Consider the following 17,315-nt stretch of genomic DNA (forward strand, 5'->3'; position numbering starts at 1 on the left):
CTTATTCGGCGCTGCTGGCATTGCCGGCGGCGGGGCCGCGCGAGGAGGGGCGACGGCGCGGCCGGCGCTTGTGCGCGGCCGGCGCCGGGCCGTCGCTGGCGTCGCGCGGCAGGCGCGAGACTTCCTCGATCATGTCGGCGCGGGTGGCGTCATCGGCGTTGGCCAGGTCCATCCACCACTGCGCCAGCACGCTGTCGAACTCGCCGGCGGCGGCGCGCAGTTGCAGGAAGTCGCAGGCGGCGCGAAAGCGCGGTTGTTCGATCATGCGGAAGATGGTCTTGCCCATGCGGCGCTCGAAGCGCGGCTGCATGAACCAGATCTCGCGCATGTCCGACGAGAAGCGGCGCTGGATCGCGAGCTTCTCGGTCTGCTCGTCGAGCACCGAGTCGGCGGCCTGCGACAGCGCCGGGATGGTGTGTTCGCCCTGGGCGCGCAACTGCTTCCAGCGCACTTCCACCTGCTGCCACAGCAGCGCGGCGAACAGGAAGCTGGGGCTGATGGTCTTGCCGGCGCGCACGCGGGCGTCGGTGCGTTCCAGCGCCAGTTCCACGAAGTGTTCGCCGCCCGGCTGTTCCAGCACCACGTCCAGCAGCGGCAGCAGGCCGTTGTGCAGGCCGTCGGCGCGCAACTGGCGCAGGCAGTCCATGGCGTGGCCGCAGGTCAGCAGCTTGAGCATCTCGTCGAACAGGCGCGAGGCCGGCACGTTCTCGATCAGGTCGGCCATGGTGCGGATCGGCTGGCGCGTGGCCGGGTCGATCGTGCCGTTCAGCTTGGCGGCGAAGCGCACCGCGCGCAGCATGCGCACCGGATCTTCGCGGTAGCGCTTGGCCGGGTCGCCGATCATGCGGATCTGGCGCTTTTTCAGGTCGGCCACGCCGTTGTGGAAGTCGATCACTTCCTCGTTGTGCGGGTCGTAGTACAGCGCGTTCATGGTGAAGTCGCGGCGCGCCGCGTCTTCCTCGTGCGTGCCGAAGACGTTGTCGCGCAGGATGCGGCCGTGCGCGTCGGTTTCCTGGTCTTCCGAGGCGGGGGCGCGGAAGGTGGAGGTCTCGATGATTTCCTGGCCGAACACCACGTGCACCAGTTGGAAGCGGCGGCCGATGATGCGGGCGCGGCGGAACAGCGGGCGGATCTGTTCGGGCGTGGCGTTGGTGGCGACGTCGAAGTCCTTGGGTTCCAGGCCGACGATCAGGTCGCGCACCGCGCCGCCGACGATATAGGCTTCATAGCCATGCTGGCGCAACACCTCGCATACCTTGATGGCGTGGCGCGAGACATTGCGGCGGTCGATGCCGTGCTTGTCGCGTCCGATGCGCAAAGGCCCCCGGGCTGCCGGCGCGAACAGTCGGCCGACGAATTTTTTTATGGTTTCGGTGATCATTTAGGACTTGGCATCTATGACGTGGTCGAACAGATCGATCACTTGCCAGCCGCGTTCCTGGGCGATGGCGCGCAGGGTGGGGCTGGGGTTGGCGGCGATCGGGCGGGTCACCTTTTCGAGCAGCGGGACATCATTGACCGAATCGCTATAGAAAAACGATTCGGGGAAATCCGCAAGCCCCAGGCCCATGGCGGCCAGCCAGTCGTTCACGCGCACCACCTTGCCTTCCTTGAAGCTGGGGGTGCCGAGGATGCGGCCGGTGTAGCGGCCGCGCTGGACTTCGGCGTCGGTGGCCACCAGGTGGGGGATGCCGAAGGCGCGGGCGATGGGGGCGGTGACGAAACTGTTGGTGGCGGTGACCACGGCGCACAGGTCGCCGGCTTCCAGGTGCGATTCGACCAGCGCGCGCGCGGCGGGGGTGATCGACGGGCGGATGACCTCGGCCATGAAGGCCTCGTGCCAGGCGGCCAGGTCGAACGGCGCGTGCGCCGCCAGCAGGCCCAGCATGAACTCGGCGGCCTGTTCGGCGGTGAGTTCGCCGCGGTTGTAGCGGTCCATCAGGTCGTCGTTCTGGCGGCGGGCCTCGTCCGGATCGCCGGCGCGGCCGGTGCGCGCCAGGTAGTCGGCCCATTGGTAGTCGCTGTCCAGCGGCAGCAGGGTGTGATCCAGGTCGAACAGGGCGAGACGTCGGGAGGTCATGTGCGTTGTGAATCCGGGTCTGCGAGCATGGCGCGCAGCAGGGGCAGGGTGATGGGACGGCCGGTGGCCAGCGAGTATCGGTCCAGCGCGTCCAGCAAGGCCGCCAGCTTGCGGATGTCGCGCTCGTGGTGCGTCAACATCCAGTTGATGATTTCGGGCGCCAGGTGCAGGCCGCGTTCGGCCGCCTGGGCCGCCAGCGCCGCCAGCTTGTCGGCGTCTGACAGCGGGTCGAGGCGGAACACCAGGTCCCAGCCCAGCCGGGTGCGCAGGTCTTCGCGCAGCGGCATCGACAGCGTCGAGCGGTCGCCCGCCACGGCCAGCGCGAAGGCGCGGCCGGTGGCGGCCGATTCGCGCCAGCGGTTGTACAGGGCAAAGAGGCCCGCCTGGCGGTGCTCGTCCATGAGGTGCACGTCGTCCACCGCCACGAACTTGGGCATGGGCGACTTGGAATCGGCCTCGGCCAGCACGCGCAGGATGTTGGCGCTGTTGGCCGCTTCGATGTAGACGGCGTCGGGGCGCGCGGTCAGCGCGCGCAGCAGGTGGCTGCGGCCGCAGCCGGCCGAGCCCCAGATGTACAGCGCGCGGCCGGGAGCGAGCGTGCGCACGGCCGCCAGCGCCTCTCCGTTGGGACCGGCGATGAAATTGTTCAGCGAGGGCGCTGGCGCGGGAAGAACGTCGAGCAGCAGCTGGCGGTTCATGAGAGGTTATCGATCAGGCGGGTAGAGCCAGGCTCCGGGGTGAGCCCATGGCCGGCGGCGGCGTTGCCCGCCAGAAACTGGCAAAATCGCTATCGGCCAACCCTACACTTTAAACCACCCGGGGCGCCGGTGTCGCGTCCAAGCCCTTTGCCTGGCTTGGGTTTGCGCCAAAATGGCGCCGCGCCGGGCCGGAGCCGTCCCGCCCGCCGCCGGCGGCTTTCGCCGGGCGCTGGCCAGGACCGGGCCGCAACATCGTAAAATGCAGGGCGTTCCACCCCAATTCCCAGCAATTGTTACATATCCCACGGCATTTCTCATGACGAATCAACCCAAAGCTCCCCTGACCTACCGTGACGCCGGTGTCGACATCGACGCGGGCGACGCCCTGGTCGACCGTATCAAACCGCTTGCGGCGCGCACCATGCGTCCCGGGGTGCTGGCCGGTATCGGCGGCTTTGGCGGCCTGTTCGAAGTGCCCAAGCACTACAAGGAGCCTGTGCTCGTTTCCGGCACCGACGGCGTCGGCACCAAGCTGCGCCTGGCGTTCGACTGGAACCGCCACGACACCGTCGGCATCGACCTGGTGGCGATGAGCGTCAACGACATCCTGGTGCAGGGCGCCGAGCCGCTGTTCTTCCTGGATTACTTCGGTTGCGGCAAGCTTTCGGTGGACACGGCGGCGTCGGTGGTGGGCGGCATCGCCAAGGGCTGCGAACTGTCGGGCTGCGCCCTGATCGGCGGCGAAACCGCCGAAATGCCGGGCATGTACCCCGACGGCGAATACGACCTGGCTGGGTTCGCGGTGGGCGCGGTCGAGAAGTCGGCCATCATCGACGGCAAGTCGATCAAGGTCGGCGACGTGGTGCTGGGCCTGGCGTCCAGCGGCGCGCACTCGAACGGCTACTCGCTGCTGCGCAAGATCCTGGAGCGCGCCGGCGCCAAGCCCGACGACGACTTCCACGGCCAGCCGCTGGTCGACGTGGTCATGGCCCCGACCCGCATCTACGTCAAGCAGGTGCTGGCCGCGCTGGCCAAGCACGGCGCCGCCATCAAGGGCCTGGCCCACATCACCGGCGGCGGCCTGCTCGACAACGTGCCGCGCATCCTGCAGGACGGCCTGTCGGCCCGCCTGCGGCGCGACAGTTGGGAAATGCCCAAGCTGTTCCAGTGGCTGCAGGAGCAGGGCGGCGTCGAGGACACCGAGATGTACCGCGTCTTCAACTGCGGCATCGGCATGGTGCTGGTGGTGGATCCGGCCCAGGCCGACGCGATCGCCGCCACGCTGCGCGAGCAGGGCGAAACCGTCAGCAAGCTGGGCGAGATCGTCGCCCAGACCGAAGGCATGCCGCAGACCGTGGTGGTCTGAGCCGGCTGGCCTTGCAATGAAAAACCCGCACTGGTGGCGGGTTTTTCTTTCGCAGTCCGGCTAGAAGAACTTGACCCGGCCCGCGTCCTCGCGGAATGCTTCTCCCGTATCCAGGTCCGTGCGCCAGATGGTGTCGTGAACGGACAGAAAGCCACGCACCTCCCGGTTGGCGTCCCGCGCCTCGCGCCAGGCCGTCTGGAACCAGGCGAGGTAGGTCTCCGTCATCATTTCGCGCAGTTCATCGCCGAAATCGTCGTCCTCGTTGTCCATGGCTTCGGTCAACGCGGCGTCGACATCGGGCGGAATCAACGGGTACTGCAATGCCAACCGCAGGCCCCGTCCACAGTAGCCGGAACGCGTGTTCAAGGGAATCGCGACGGGAGTGAACGACTCCCAGTCGTACTCGAAGTGGATGGCGTCCACGGTTTCCCTGGAAACGCCCTGGTCCAGCGTGAACGGGCGTTCGCGGAGCAACCGCTGGATTTCGCCGATCAAGGCCTCGTTCTGCCTGCGCAGCCCGGCGGCAAAAGACTGGTTCGCTTCGTTGATTTCCATCCGTTCGATATCCCGTGGTCAGGCGCTGCCGCAAGGGCCGGCTGCGGCGAAAAGGTCAGGCGCGAAGGCGGGCAGCCTCTTGCGTCAGGATGCATCGTCCAGCGCCGTGGCCACCGCGTCGATGGTCCGCGCCACCGCATCGGCCGCCAGGCAGTCGACGATGACGCGCTCGGGCTGGGCGCGCAGCCAGGTGATCTGGCGCTTGGCCAACTGGCGGGTGGCGGCGATGCCCTGTTCGCGGGCTTCCTCCAGGCTGATCTCGCCGTCGAGATGGGCCCACATCTGGCGGTAGCCGACGCAGCGCACCGACGGCAGGCCCGGGTGCAGGTCGGCGCGTGCATGCAGGCCGCGCACTTCTTCCAACAGGCCGCTGGCCAGCATCGCGTCGAAGCGTTGTTCGATGCGCGCGTGCAGCGCGGCGCGCGCCGAGGGTTCCAGGCTGATGGTCAGGTAGCGGTGGTCGTCGTCGCCGGCGGCGGCGCGCTGGCGGCCGAGCAGCGCCGACATGGGCTGGCCCGACAACCGGCAGATTTCCAGCGCGCGCTGGATCCGCTGGCTGTCGTTGGGCGCCAGGCGCGCGGCGGTGACGGGATCCAGCCGCGCCAGCTCGGCGTGCAGCGCCGGCCAGCCGTCGCGGGCGGCGCGCGCTTCCAGCTCGGCGCGCAAGGCCGGATCGGCCTGCGGCAGGTCGTCCAGGCCGTCGCGCAGCGCCTTGTAGTACATCATGGTGCCGCCGGCCAGAAGCGGAATGCGGCCGCGCGCGCGGATCGCGTCGATCAGGCGCAGCGCGTCGGCGCGGAATTCGGCCGCCGAATACGACTGTGCCGGGTCCCGGATATCCAGCAGGTGCTGGGGCACCTGCGCCTGTTCGGCCGGCGACGGCTTGGCGGTGCCGATGTCCATGCCGCGGTAGATGGTGGCGGAATCGACGTTGACGATTTCCAGCGGCCAGCGTTCGGCCAGCGCCAGGGTGGAGGCGCTCTTGCCGGCCGCGGTGGGGCCGGCCAGGCAGATGACGAGGGGAGGGGCGGACACGGACAAGGCCTATTGCCCGCGCAGGAACAGCTTGTCCAGGTCGGACACCGACCACTGCACCCAGGTCGGCCGGCCGTGGTTGCACTGGTCGGCGCGCTCGGTGGCCTCCATCTGCCGCAGCAGGCCGTTCATCTCTTCGATCGTGAGCTTGCGGTTGGCGCGCACCGAGCCATGGCAGGCCATGGTCGAGAGCAGTTCGTTGCGCTGTTCGGTCAACAGGCGCGACACCCCCACGCCGGCCAGGTCGCGCAGCACGGCGCGGGCCAGCGTCTCGATGTCGCCGCGCGCCAGGATGGCGGGCACCGAGCGCACCGCGATCGACGTGGGGCCGGACGGCCGCATCTGGAAGCCGAGGTCTTCGAGCTGTTCCTCGAATTCCTCGACCACCGCCACATCCTTTTCCTGGGCGTGGAACACCACCGGCACCAGCAGGTCCTGGCGCGGCAGGCTGCGCGCGTCCAGCGCCTGCTTGAGTTGTTCGTAGACCACGCGCTCATGGGCCGCGTGCATGTCCACCAGCACCATGCCGCGGCGGTTCTGCGCCAGGATGTAGATACCGTGCAACTGGCCCAGCGCCATGCCGAGCGGGTGTTCCTCGTCGGCCGGCAGCGTCGGCGCGGGGGCGGCCTGCGGCGCCAGCGCCGTCACGTCGCGCAGCGGCTCGACGCGCGCGGCGGTGTCTTCGGTCAGGGGGCGATACAGCGATTGCCAGTCGGCGGCGGGAATCCCGGCCGGCTCGGCGTGCAGGCGGAACGGCACCTGCGTATGCGGGCGCTGCGGCGTCGGCGAGGGCCGCAGGCCGTAGGCGGGCGCGGCGCCCGGGCTGGCGGCGGTATAGCCGGGGCGAGGCGTGTCGGCCGGCGCGGAGGCGGGCAAGCCGCCGGGCGCCGTGGGCGCTGATGGCGCCACGGTCTCGAATCCGTCATCGTCATCGCGCGGCGCCGCGGCCGGCGCCACCGCCGACGATCCGCCCGTCTGCGCCAGCGTCTGGCTGACCGCGTGGTTGACGAAGCGGTGCACCGCGCCACTGTCGCGAAAGCGCACCTCGTGCTTGGCCGGATGCACGTTGACGTCGACCGCGGCCGGGTCGATGTCCAGGAACAGCACGTAGGCCGGCTGGCGGTCGCCATGCAGCACGTCGGCGTAGGCGGCGCGCAGCGCGTGGCTGACGGTGCGGTCGCGCACGTAGCGGCCGTTGACGTACAGGTACTGGCGGTCGGCGCGGGCGCGGGCCGCGGTGGGGCGGGTGATCATGCCTGCCAGGCTGACCGTGCCGACGCTGTGCGACAGCAGCAGGCCGTGTTCGGCGAATTCCGCGCCCAGCACGTCGCGGATGCGCTGCGGCGGTTCGGCCGGCAGCCACTGGCGCTGCGCGCGGTCGTGGTGGAACAGGCGGAAGGCGATCTGCGGATGGGCCAGCGCGATGCGCTCCATGGCGTCGACGCAGTGGCCGAATTCGGTGGCTTCCGAGCGCAGGAACTTGCGCCGCGCCGGCACCGCGTCGAATAACTGGCGCACGTCCACGGTGGTGCCCGGCGGGCCCGAGGCGGGGGTGACCTGCATGCTGCCGGCCTGGATCTGCCAGGCATGCTCGCCATCGCGCGTGCGCGAAATAATGGAGACCTGCGCCACCGAGGCAATCGAGGCCAGCGCCTCGCCGCGGAACCCCATGGACGCGACCGATTCCAGCTCGTGGAGGTTGCGGATCTTGCTGGTGGCGTGGCGCGCCAGCGCCAGCGGCAGCTCATCCGGTGGAATGCCGCCGCCATCGTCGGTCACGGCAATGCGGCGGATGCCGCCGCCCTCCAGGCGCACCTCGATCGCGCGGGCGCCGGCGTCGATGGCGTTCTCGAGGATTTCCTTGAGCACCGAGGCGGGTCTCTCGATCACTTCGCCCGCGGCGATCTGGCTGATCAGCAGATCGGGCAGCGCAAGAATGGAGCGGCGTTCTGTCATGGGGGGGTCCGGTGTAGCCATAGGGAGGATTTTAGCCTCTGGATACGGTGGGCTATAGTCGTGGCCTGATTCCCCTTCCGCCTTCAGGGACGTATTGATGCTTGAATTTTTCCAAATGGTGCTCCACATCGACCAGACTCTCGGGGTCTGGGTCCAGCAGTATGGCGTGTGGGTCTATCTGGTGCTGTTCCTGATCGTTTTCGCGGAGACCGGATTGGTGGTGCTGCCGTTCCTGCCGGGCGATTCGCTGCTGTTCATCGCTGGCGCCTTCGGCGCCACCGGCAGCCTCGATCCGGTGTTGCTAGGGGCGCTGCTGATCGTGGCCGCCATCACCGGCAACAGCGTGAACTACGCCATCGGCCGCTACATCGGGCCGCGCGTGTTCTCGATGAACCTGCGCTTCCTGGATCGTGGGGCGCTGATGCGCACGCACGCTTTCTATGAGAAGCACGGCGGCAAGACCATCGTCATGTCGCGCTTCATTCCGGTGGTGCGCACGTTCGCGCCGTTCGTGGCCGGCGTGGCCGACATGCCGTTGTCGCGCTTCCAGCTTTTCAATGTGCTGGGCGCACTGCTGTGGGTGGTCAGCCTGGTGGCGGCGGGCTATTTCTTCGGCAATATCCCGCTGGTGAAAGAGCACCTGAACACCATCGTCCTGATCGGCCTGGCCGCGGCCATCGTGCCGGTGGTCGGCGCGGCCCTGTTCAAGCTGCTGCGCGCGCGCCGGGGCGGCTGACCGCGGCAAACCGAGCCTGGCCACCCCGGAAATGGAAAAGCGACGGAATCAGAACATCGCGGTGACGCTTAGCTGGTAGGTCCTGCCAGGCGCGGTGCCCAAGGCGATATCACGCAGATCCTGCTCCGAGGTCGTCGTCATTTTTCTATTGCTGGCGTATTCCCAGTATCTGCGGTTGGTGAGGTTGTAGACTCCCATCGCCACTGTCAGGTGTTTCTTCACGTTGTAGTAGGCCGTCAGATCGAAAATGCTGTATCCGGGTACGCGCAGGTAGTTCTTTTCGTATTTTTCGGAATATTCCTCGAATGAGAGGCTGCCATTGTTCGGGAAATTCTGGCGGACAGGGTCGACGGCTTGCTTGCCCTTGACGAAGGTGGCGGTAAGGCTCGCGCCGTAGCGGTTTTGGGGGTCATCCCAGGCCAATGATGCAATGGCCTTGACAGGCAACACGCTGTCCAGCTCCACCCAGCCATCACCCGAATACGATGATTTCGATTTGCCCTGGTTGTATCCCACGGCAAAAGTGCTGCTCAGTCCATGAGCGGCGCCGAACAGCGCGCCATAATCGATCCGGGTGACGACCTCTGCGCCATAGATGTATGCCTTGTCGCGGTTCTCCGCGATGGTGAGGCTGGAGATCGACGCCGGAAGCCTGGCCAGCAGGCTTTGCACGCCCGGTTTCGGCGCGCCTGTCTGGTAGTCCCTCAAGGCGTATTTCCGGTTATAGATGAAATTGTCGTAGCTGTTGTAGAAGACATTGCCGCGCACCGTAAGGCCACGGGCTGCCTTGCCAACCACCCCTAATTCAAACTGGTTGCTGGTTTCGGACTTGAGGTCGGAATTGCCCACCATGGCGGGCGAGGCGCGCCCAATCCTGGGGTGCAGCCAGATTCCCGCTATCTGGCTGCTGGTGGGGTAGGAGACTCCGCGTTTGTACTGCAGGTAGGTATTGAACCCCTGCTTGGACGCATACATGACGGTCAACGAAGGCAATAGCTTCCCGTCCGTAAACGTCTTGCCATGTATCTGGTTGATTTCCGCCAGCGTCAATGCGCCCAGCGCGTTGTCGTCGGACGGGGCCTCAAAGCCCTGCGGGTTGATTTTGTGCCGCGAGTATTTCAGTCCCGGCATCACCGAAAACGCGCCGATGGTGATGGTGTCGCTCAGCCATACATTCGTGTCATAGGTTCTGTTGTTGCCCTGCGGCTGCAAGGTGGGATAGTCCGCGCCGACTTGGTCAAACGGCCGGGAAAAATCCGTTATCGAGAAATTCACGCCGTAATTCAATGCCTGGGCGCCATAGTCCTTGGTGATTTCGCTTTGCAGGCCATAAGTCTTGGTGTTCATGTTGGAGAAAGTCGAAACATTCTCCAAGGGGTTCTCCGTCTCCATTCCGGTCGACCACGACCTGGATGAAGTGACGGTGTCCTGCGCTGAAACGGTGTCATCGCCAACGCGCGTTTGCTGATAGAAGACCTTGCTTTCCATCGTATCCATGAGCGAGTTGTTTCGCGGCGTGAAAACGTGCGCCAGGCTGATCGAGTCGCGTTGCGTGGAATTCCGTTGCCTGCTTGCGCCGACAACGCTTTCCTGGGGGGCGCGGCTGTTCAGCTTTTTATACATGGGCGCGCTTTCGCGGCTGGACTTGCGATAGAAATCCAGGGTGCCTATGATCCGGCCGCCGCCGCCGGTGTCGATCACGCCGTTGATCAGCGCGGCATCGGAATGCCAGCGCATCGGATAACTATCCAGATAGCCGCTGTTGTTCCGCGTCTGCCTGCCATCACGTCGGCTGTAGGCGAACAATGCCCTGGCGCTGTCATTGCCGAACGCGGTGGTCACGCCGTTGTGCCAGCCATGATCGGAGGTGTCGAACTCGCCGGTGTATTCCAGGTAGCTGCGTTTACCGTCCGTGAGATAGGCGTCCGGTGATTTGCTGACGAATGACACAGAGCCGCCGACCACGTTCTTGACCGTGTTCTGGCGCGATCCGGAAGCGATGTTCACCTGGCCGTACAGATAGGGATCGATGTAATCGCGGCCAATGCCAAAAGTGTCTTCACCGCTGGAGACCGCGTAACTGCGCCCGGTGGCGTCCGGCAAGGGGATGCCATTGACATCCAGCGCCACCCGGTTGCCGTCCAGGCCGCGAATGTTGTAGCTGCTGTAACCGCCACGGTCAAAACCCGATTTGCCGTTGCGGGACCCGCTGTTCACGCCCGATGCGCTGATCAGCGGTTGGTAGCGCATGATGGTGCCAAAGTTGTTGCCACCCGTCCTTTTCAGCTCATCGGCGGAAATGGATTGCGTGGTGACATCTTCCGGCCTGATGGTTGCGCTAACAGTGATCGGCGAAAAAATCTTCAGCCCATCACGAGCGTCGTGCCTGGCCTCGCCGGGCGTGGCCTCGTTCGGGACGGTCTGGCCATAAGAGCTTGTGGACAACAGGAGGGCTGCCGCCAGCGATATTTTCGTGCGTTTCATGTTCCAGAATCCCTGCATGATGAATACAGGATTGCGCTGGAACGCAAGGCGGAGCGGATAGCAGGCGGACGGCCATGGATCTTTCCAAAAGATGGCCGCTAATCTACCGGGGTCGCTTTCCGGTATCTGTATGGATCCGTCTGAAACTCCGGCGACAAGTCTCGTACTTGCCGGCATATAGGATGGTGTAACCCGACGCTGTTGATAGCCGCACCGTATTCAAGCCGCAGCCAGATCATCCGAAGGCAATGATGGCGCGCCGCAAAAGAAAAGGGCCATGCGCAGGCATGGCCCAATTCGTATCCGGCATGGTCTTAGCTGACGTCGCCGAGCCGCGCCAGCGGCGGGTTGGCGGTGAAGTAGCGCTGGATGCCCGTCAACATGGCCTGCGCCAGTTTCTCCTGGTGCGCCGTGGTCTTGAGCAGCGCCTCTTCCTGCGGGTTGCTGATGAAGGCGGTTTCGACCAGCACCGACGGGATGTCCGGCGCCTTCAACACGGCGAAGCCGGCCTGCTCGACGCTGTTCTTGTGCAACCGGTTGATCTTCTTGATCTCGTCCAGGAAGGCGTTGCCGACCTTGAGCGAGTCATTGATCTGTGCGGTGGTGGACAGGTCCAGCAGCACCTTGGCCACCTGGCGGTCATGGCTGCCCAGGTTGACGCCGCCGATCAGGTCGGCCGCGTTTTCCTTGTCGGCCATCCAGCGCGCCTGGGCGCTGCTGGCGCCGCGCTGCGACAGCGCGAACACCGAGGAACCGTTGGCCGAGGGCTTGATCCAGGCGTCGGCGTGGATCGACACGAACAAGTCGGCGTGCACCCGGCGCGCCTTCTGTACGCGCACGTGCAGCGGCACGAAGAAGTCGTCGTCGCGCGTGAGGTAGGCGCGCATGTAGGGCTGGGCGTCGATCAGCGCCTTCAGGCGCCGGGCGATGCGCAGCACCACGTCTTTCTCGCGCAGGCCGCTGCCGCCGATGGCGCCCGGGTCCTCGCCGCCGTGGCCGGGATCCAGCGCGATGGTCAGCATGCGTTGCTTGCCACGGCCGGCAGAGGCGGGCGGCGACTTCGGCACCGGCAGCGGCGCGGCCGGCTGCTGGCCGCGCACGCGGGGCGGTTCGGGCGGGTCGGCGCGGGTGGCCGGATTGCGCTGGATGTCCTCGAGGATGCGCGCCAGTGGATCGTCGGCGTCGGGACCGCTCTTGTTCAGGATGGCGACCAGCGGGTCCTGCGCGATCTTGGGATACAGGTCGAGCACCAGGCGGTACTGGTAGTCCGCCACCGGCTTGAGCGTGAAAACCTGGGGCGCCACGGCCTGCTTCAGGTCGAACACCAGCCGCACCACGTTGGGCCGGTTCTGCGCCACGCGCAGGCTCTGGATATAGGGATCGTCGGGGCGGACCTTGGACACCAGGTCGTTGAGCGCTGCGCTCAGGGTCAGTCCCTCGATATCGACCACCAGGCGGTGGGGATTTTCCAGAGTGAACTGTTCAGCCTTGAGCTCGCTGTCCAGCTCCAGCGTGACGCGGGTGTATTCGTCGGCCGGCCAGGTGCGCACGGCCAGGATGGTGGCGGCCTGCGCCAGCCGCGGCACCACCGGCAGGACGAGCAGGGTGGCGGCGACGCTGATCAGGCGACGTCGGGTGGCGCCTGCCGCAGGGAGGGCGCCGTGTCGGGCGGGGGGACAATCGCGTTCAACCATGTTTGTCCTCGAGCGGTGTGCGCGGTCAGCGTGACATCGCGTCCTTGGCCGGCGTACGACAGGGAAATCTGCAGGTCGGGAGGGGGCAAAAGGCCCTCGGCCCGTTCCGGCCATTCAATCAAAACGACCGCATCCTCACGCAGCAAATCCCGGAATCCGGCGTCCAGCCATTCGCGCGAATCACTAAATCTATAAAAATCAAGGTGATAGAAGTATAAGTTAGAAACTTTATAGGATTCAAGCAGCGCGTAGCTGGGACTCTTGATTCGGCCTGTGATGCCGCATTCCCGCAACAATGCCCTGGAGAAGGCCGTTTTTCCTGTCCCCAGGTCTCCCTGAAGATGGATACATGCGCCTGCCAGCCCGGTTTCGCGGCCGGAGACAAGCGGGGCGAGCTGTCGCGCCAGCGCCTCTGTGGCGGCTTCGTCGGGCAGGTGCAGGGTCAGGCTGCGAAGGGGAGCGGACATGGCGCGGGTCGCGGGGCGAGTGGTAAAAGGTCAGGATGGGAACACGGTTCGAACGCAATTATAGGAATTCGGGTTTCTGCTAATCTTATAAGTGATTGCTATTCTCAAATACGTCCGGCCAGGCGGGTTCCGCCGGCCGTGACGGACGCCGCCACGGAGCAGTAAGCGCCATGAAGACCCGCATCGAAAAAGACACTTTTGGCCCCATCGAAGTCCCCGAGGATCACCTCTGGGGCGCGCAGACGCAGCGTTCGCTGCATTTTTTCGCGATCTCCACCGAAAAGATGCCCGAGCCGCTGGTCATTGCGATGGCGCGCCTGAAGCGCGCGGCCGCCAAGGTCAACGCCGACCTGGGCGAACTCGATCCCAAGATCGCCGACGGCATCATCCGCGCCGCCGATGAAGTCATCGCGGGCAAGTGGCCCAACGAATTCCCGCTGTCCGTGTGGCAGACCGGCTCGGGCACGCAAAGCAACATGAACATGAACGAGGTGCTGGCCAACCGCGCCTCGGAACTGCTGGGTGGCGTGCGCGGCGAAGAACGCAAGGTGCACCCCAACGACCACGTCAACCGCGGCCAGTCGTCCAACGATACCTTCCCCACCGCCATGCACGTGGCCGCCGCCGTCCAGGTCGAGCACCACCTGCTGCCGGCGCTGAAGACCCTGCGCGCCACCTTCGCCGCCAAGAGCGCCGAGTTCTACGACATCGTAAAGATCGGCCGCACCCACCTGCAGGACGCCACCCCGCTGACGCTGGGCCAGGAACTGTCCGGCTATGTCGCCCAGCTCGACCTGGCCGAACAGCAGATCCGCGCCACGCTGCCGGGCCTGCACCAGTTGGCCATCGGCGGCACCGCCGTCGGCACCGGCCTGAACGCGCACCCGCAGTTTTCCGCCAAGGTCTCGGCCGAACTGGCCCACGCCACCGAAACCGCCTTCGTCTCCGCGCCCAACAAGTTCCAGGCCCTGGCCTCGCACGAAGCCCTGCTGTTCGCCCACGGCGCCCTCAAGTCGCTCGCCGCCGGCCTCATGAAGATCGCCAACGACGTGCGCTGGCTGTCCAGCGGCCCGCGCTCCGGCCTGGGCGAAATCAGCATCCCCGAAAACGAACCCGGCAGCTCCATCATGCCGGGCAAGGTCAACCCGACCCAGTGCGAAGCCATCACCATGCTGGCCGCCCAGGTCATGGGCAACGACGTCGCCATCAACATCGGCGGCGCCAGCGGCAACTTCGAGCTGAACGTCTACAAGCCCCTGGTGATCCACAACTTCCTGCAGTCCGTGCGCCTCCTGACCGACGGCATGGCCAGCTTCGACAAGCACTGCGCCGCCGGTATCCAACCCAACCGCGAACGCATCGCCGAACTGGTCGACCGCTCGCTGATGCTGGTCACCGCCCTGAACCCCCACATCGGCTACGACAAGGCCGCCCAGATCGCCAAGAAGGCGCACAAGGAAGGCCTGTCGCTGAAGGAATCGGCCCTGGCCCTGGGCTACGTCACCGAAGCCCAATTCGCCGAATGGGTCGTCCCCGGCAGCATGACCAACGCCGGCAAGTAATCCCGCCGCAAAAAAAAGCCGCCCCAACTGGGGCGGCTTTTTTTTGCGCGCCGCGCTTGATGGCGCGGCCGCACCCCGCCACTGACCGACTACCTCGCCACCTACAGGAGGATGTGGCCCCTCTGCGTCGCCCCAATCTCTCATCGCGCCGCACTGCGCGCGCTGTCATTGCTGCCATTGCGCGCCGTCCGCGCAAACGCGCAGCGCACACCGCCCCGACACCCACAACCACGTATGCCAGGTCCGGCCGCCCGCGCGGCCGGCCCTGGCGGGCAACGCACCCCCTTCCCTGTCCCTCGGCCCAGCGCGACATTTCTCAAACCCCGTAGCCCCTCGCGGCGGCGTTGGGCCGAGTGAGCAACCTCGATGCGCCCGAGGGAATCCGAAGGAGTCGCCGAAGGCGAAGACGAGGATGACAACGGGGCAGTCCGGAGCGAACGCTCCGGACCGCAATCGTGGGCGCTCACTCGGCCCAACGCCGCCGCGAGGGGCGACCCACGAAGAAAGCACCCGCCGCAAAAAACCCCGAGCCGCGCAACCAAGGAATCCCCTAAGCGCTCCCCACCAACAACACCCAAGCAGGAATCGTCACAGCAGAAAACAACGTCCCCAGGGAAATGAGCACAGCCACCATCCTCCCATCTCCCCCCATCCGCATCGCCAGCACATAAGCCGCCGAAGCCGTCGGCAACGCCGCGAACAACAACAGCATCCGCGCCTCCAGCGGCGCCAGCCCCAGCAACCTGGCCACGCCCAGCGCCACCAGCGGCAACGCCACCAGCTTCACCGCCAGCATCCACGCGATCAACCCGCCATAGCCCTTGCCCCCTTCCCACGCCAGGCTGGCGCCCACGCACAGGATCCCCAGCGCGATCGCCGCCGCGCCCAGCCGCGCCAGCACCGTGTCCACCGGCCCCGGCAGATGCAGCCCCGCGAGATTGCACGCCAGCCCCGCCAGGGTCGACACCACCAGCGGATTGCGCGCCAGCTCGCGCAGCAGGTTGCCGCCGTTGTGGCGCGCCAACCCGTACACCGCCGCCACGTTGGCCATCGGCACCGCGAAGCCGATGATCAGCGCCATCACGGTCTGTCCGGGCGTGCCGCCCAGGCTGGCCGATAGGGCCAGTCCGATATACGTGTTGAAGCGGAAGCCGCATTGCGCCGAAGATGCCAGGCCGAGCGAGGAGGGCTTGAGGACGAGGCCCGCCAGCCACGACAGCGCCACGCCAGAGAGGAGCACCGCCGCCGTCGCCTGCAACAGTATTGCGGCATTGCCCGCGCTGATCGGCGTGCGCAGGATGGATTGGAACAGCAGGGCGGGGAACAGCACGAAGTACACGAGGCGCTCGGCGCCACCGAAGAATTCGCGCGAGAAATTGAGTTTGTGCCGCAACGCCCAACCCAGCGCGACCAGCATGAAATCAGGGAAAACCAGCAGTGCGACCGACATGTCGATAATGTGTTTTTCGAGCGCGTCGGCCGGGGATCGGCTCGCTATGCGATCGTAAGCATTTGCTGCTATTCTCCGTCATTCTGGCGGGCGCGTGTGCCACAAGCAACTCAAAACAGCACGGCTTTCTGCCCTGCATACCAAGCGATGCGCCCCCACCGTTAACTGCTGACTCGTCTACAGACGGGCGCGCCACAAAACGGTCCGTTCACATGCGGGCTCGCACATTAGGAGGAAACACACACATGAATAAAGTTCGCTCCCTGGCTATCGCTGTCGCGTTGGCCGCCGGCACGATCGGCGCTTCGGCCGCGCATGCCGCCGACAACTACCCCAACAAGCCGATTCGCGTCATCGTCCCGTTCGCGCCCGGCGGCTCCACCGACATCATCGCGCGCCTCGTGACGCAGCGCATGAGCCAGGAACTGGGCCAGCCGATGGTCGTCGAGAACAAGGGCGGCGCCGGCGGCGCCATCGGCGCGGCCGAAGCCGCGCGCGCCGCGCCGGACGGCTACACGCTGTCGATCGCCACCGTCTCGACGATGGCCGTCAACCCGGCGTGCCGCCCCAATGACCTGCCCTACGATCCGATCAAGGACTTCCAGGCCGTCACCAACTTCGCCAACACCGCCAACGTGGTCGCCGTGAACCCGAAGTTCCCGGCCAAGGACTTCAAGGGCTTCGTCGAAGAACTGAAGAAGAACCCCGGCAAGTACTCGTACGGCAGCTCGGGCACCTGCGGCGTGCTGCACCTGATGGGCGAATCGTTCAAGATGGCCACCGGCACCGACATCGTGCACGTGCCCTACAAGGGGTCGGGCCCGGCTGTGGCTGACGCCGTCGGCGGCCAGATCGAAATCATCTTCGACAACCTGCCGTCCTCGATGCCGCAGATCCAGGCGGGCAAGCTGAACGCCATGGCCATCGCCTGGCCCGACAACATCGCCTCGCTCAAGGGCGTGCCCAACTTCAAGGAAGCCGGCTTCCCGGTGCTGAATCAGCCGGTCTGGTACGGCCTGCTGGCGCCCAAGGGCACCCCGATGGACGTCGTCAACAAGCTGCGTGACGCCGCCGTCGTGGCCCTGAAGGACCCCAAGGTCATCAAGGCGCTGGACGACCAGGGCTCGGCCCCGTCGGGCAACACGCCGGAAGAGTTCGCCAAGGAAATCAAGGAACAGTACGACTGGGCGAAGGACGTCGTGAAGAAGCAGAACATCAAGCTGGATTGATGG

Annotated in this window: 14 protein-coding genes; 4 read left to right on the plus strand and 10 right to left on the minus strand. The window is 66.0% G+C overall.

The window, feature by feature from the left end; genetic code table 11:
• Position 1: 1 nt before the first annotated feature.
• From pcnB to hda, 3 genes are read right to left on the minus strand one after another with little or no spacing between them, the layout of a single operon-like run.
• Entirely contained in the window at positions 2 to 1,381 is a 1,380-nt protein-coding gene (gene pcnB, locus AAID08_RS04580) for a polynucleotide adenylyltransferase PcnB (protein ID WP_395757395.1), read from the minus strand.
• Positions 1,382 to 2,080, minus strand: a complete 699-nt coding sequence (locus AAID08_RS04585; protein WP_049071542.1) for an HAD family phosphatase — start codon at positions 2,078 to 2,080, stop codon at positions 1,382 to 1,384.
• A complete protein-coding gene (gene hda / locus AAID08_RS04590; protein WP_006388889.1) occupies positions 2,077 to 2,778 on the minus strand; it encodes a DnaA regulatory inactivator Hda in 702 nt (233 codons plus the stop codon). Before hda ends, AAID08_RS04585 begins: the two co-directional genes overlap by 4 nt.
• 316 nt (positions 2,779 to 3,094) lie before the next feature.
• Between hda and purM the strand changes: the two genes are divergently transcribed.
• A complete protein-coding gene (gene purM / locus AAID08_RS04595) occupies positions 3,095 to 4,144 on the plus strand; it encodes a phosphoribosylformylglycinamidine cyclo-ligase (RefSeq protein ID WP_054501837.1) in 1,050 nt (349 codons plus the stop codon).
• Positions 4,145 to 4,204: 60 nt separating this feature from the next.
• Here the strand turns inward: purM and AAID08_RS04600 are convergent, their stop codons facing one another.
• From AAID08_RS04600 to mutL, 3 genes are all read right to left on the minus strand, one after another.
• A complete protein-coding gene (locus AAID08_RS04600) occupies positions 4,205 to 4,699 on the minus strand; it encodes a hypothetical protein (protein ID WP_395757396.1) in 495 nt (164 codons plus the stop codon).
• Positions 4,700 to 4,783: 84 nt separating this feature from the next.
• Positions 4,784 to 5,740 carry a tRNA (adenosine(37)-N6)-dimethylallyltransferase MiaA gene (miaA, locus tag AAID08_RS04605; RefSeq protein ID WP_175168179.1) on the minus strand — a complete coding sequence of 319 codons (957 nt, stop codon included), beginning with the start codon at positions 5,738 to 5,740 and terminating at the stop codon, positions 4,784 to 4,786.
• Between the two features lie 3 nt (positions 5,741 to 5,743).
• Positions 5,744 to 7,690 (minus strand): DNA mismatch repair endonuclease MutL, encoded by a 1,947-nt coding sequence (gene mutL, locus AAID08_RS04610; RefSeq protein ID WP_395757397.1) that lies wholly within the window; start codon positions 7,688 to 7,690, stop codon positions 5,744 to 5,746.
• Between the two features lie 97 nt (positions 7,691 to 7,787).
• On the opposite strand from mutL, the gene AAID08_RS04615 reads away from it, so the two are divergent.
• Positions 7,788 to 8,426 (plus strand): VTT domain-containing protein, encoded by a 639-nt coding sequence (locus AAID08_RS04615; protein ID WP_006388894.1) that lies wholly within the window; start codon positions 7,788 to 7,790, stop codon positions 8,424 to 8,426.
• Between the two features lie 48 nt (positions 8,427 to 8,474).
• Here AAID08_RS04615 and AAID08_RS04620 read toward each other — a convergent pair whose 3' ends face one another.
• The 3 genes from AAID08_RS04620 to tsaE form a co-directional block, all read right to left on the minus strand.
• Entirely contained in the window at positions 8,475 to 10,910 is a 2,436-nt protein-coding gene (locus AAID08_RS04620; RefSeq protein WP_395757398.1) for a TonB-dependent receptor domain-containing protein, read from the minus strand.
• 314 nt (positions 10,911 to 11,224) lie between these two features.
• Positions 11,225 to 12,604: an N-acetylmuramoyl-L-alanine amidase gene (locus AAID08_RS04625; RefSeq protein ID WP_054501832.1), complete on the minus strand. Its 1,380-nt coding sequence runs from the start codon at positions 12,602 to 12,604 to the stop codon at positions 11,225 to 11,227.
• A complete protein-coding gene (tsaE, locus tag AAID08_RS04630; protein ID WP_395757399.1) occupies positions 12,532 to 13,071 on the minus strand; it encodes a tRNA (adenosine(37)-N6)-threonylcarbamoyltransferase complex ATPase subunit type 1 TsaE in 540 nt (179 codons plus the stop codon). Before tsaE ends, AAID08_RS04625 begins: the two co-directional genes overlap by 73 nt.
• Before the next feature lie 170 nt (positions 13,072 to 13,241).
• Between tsaE and fumC the strand changes: the two genes are divergently transcribed.
• Positions 13,242 to 14,633, plus strand: coding sequence for a class II fumarate hydratase (gene fumC / locus AAID08_RS04635; RefSeq protein WP_054501831.1), 1,392 nt, complete (start codon positions 13,242 to 13,244; stop codon positions 14,631 to 14,633).
• Positions 14,634 to 15,183: 550 nt separating this feature from the next.
• On the opposite strand, the gene AAID08_RS04640 is transcribed toward fumC, so the two are convergent.
• Positions 15,184 to 16,083: an AEC family transporter gene (locus tag AAID08_RS04640; protein ID WP_116792989.1), complete on the minus strand. Its 900-nt coding sequence runs from the start codon at positions 16,081 to 16,083 to the stop codon at positions 15,184 to 15,186.
• 245 nt (positions 16,084 to 16,328) lie between these two features.
• Here AAID08_RS04640 and AAID08_RS04645 point away from each other — a divergent pair, with 245 nt between their 5' ends.
• Positions 16,329 to 17,312: a tripartite tricarboxylate transporter substrate binding protein BugE gene (locus AAID08_RS04645; RefSeq protein ID WP_054501829.1), complete on the plus strand. Its 984-nt coding sequence runs from the start codon at positions 16,329 to 16,331 to the stop codon at positions 17,310 to 17,312.
• The last annotated feature ends 3 nt before the right edge of the window (positions 17,313 to 17,315 follow it).

The sequence above is a fragment of the Achromobacter sp. EB05 genome, from assembly GCF_044232075.1.
Lineage (GTDB): Bacteria > Pseudomonadota > Gammaproteobacteria > Burkholderiales > Burkholderiaceae_B > Achromobacter > Achromobacter dolens.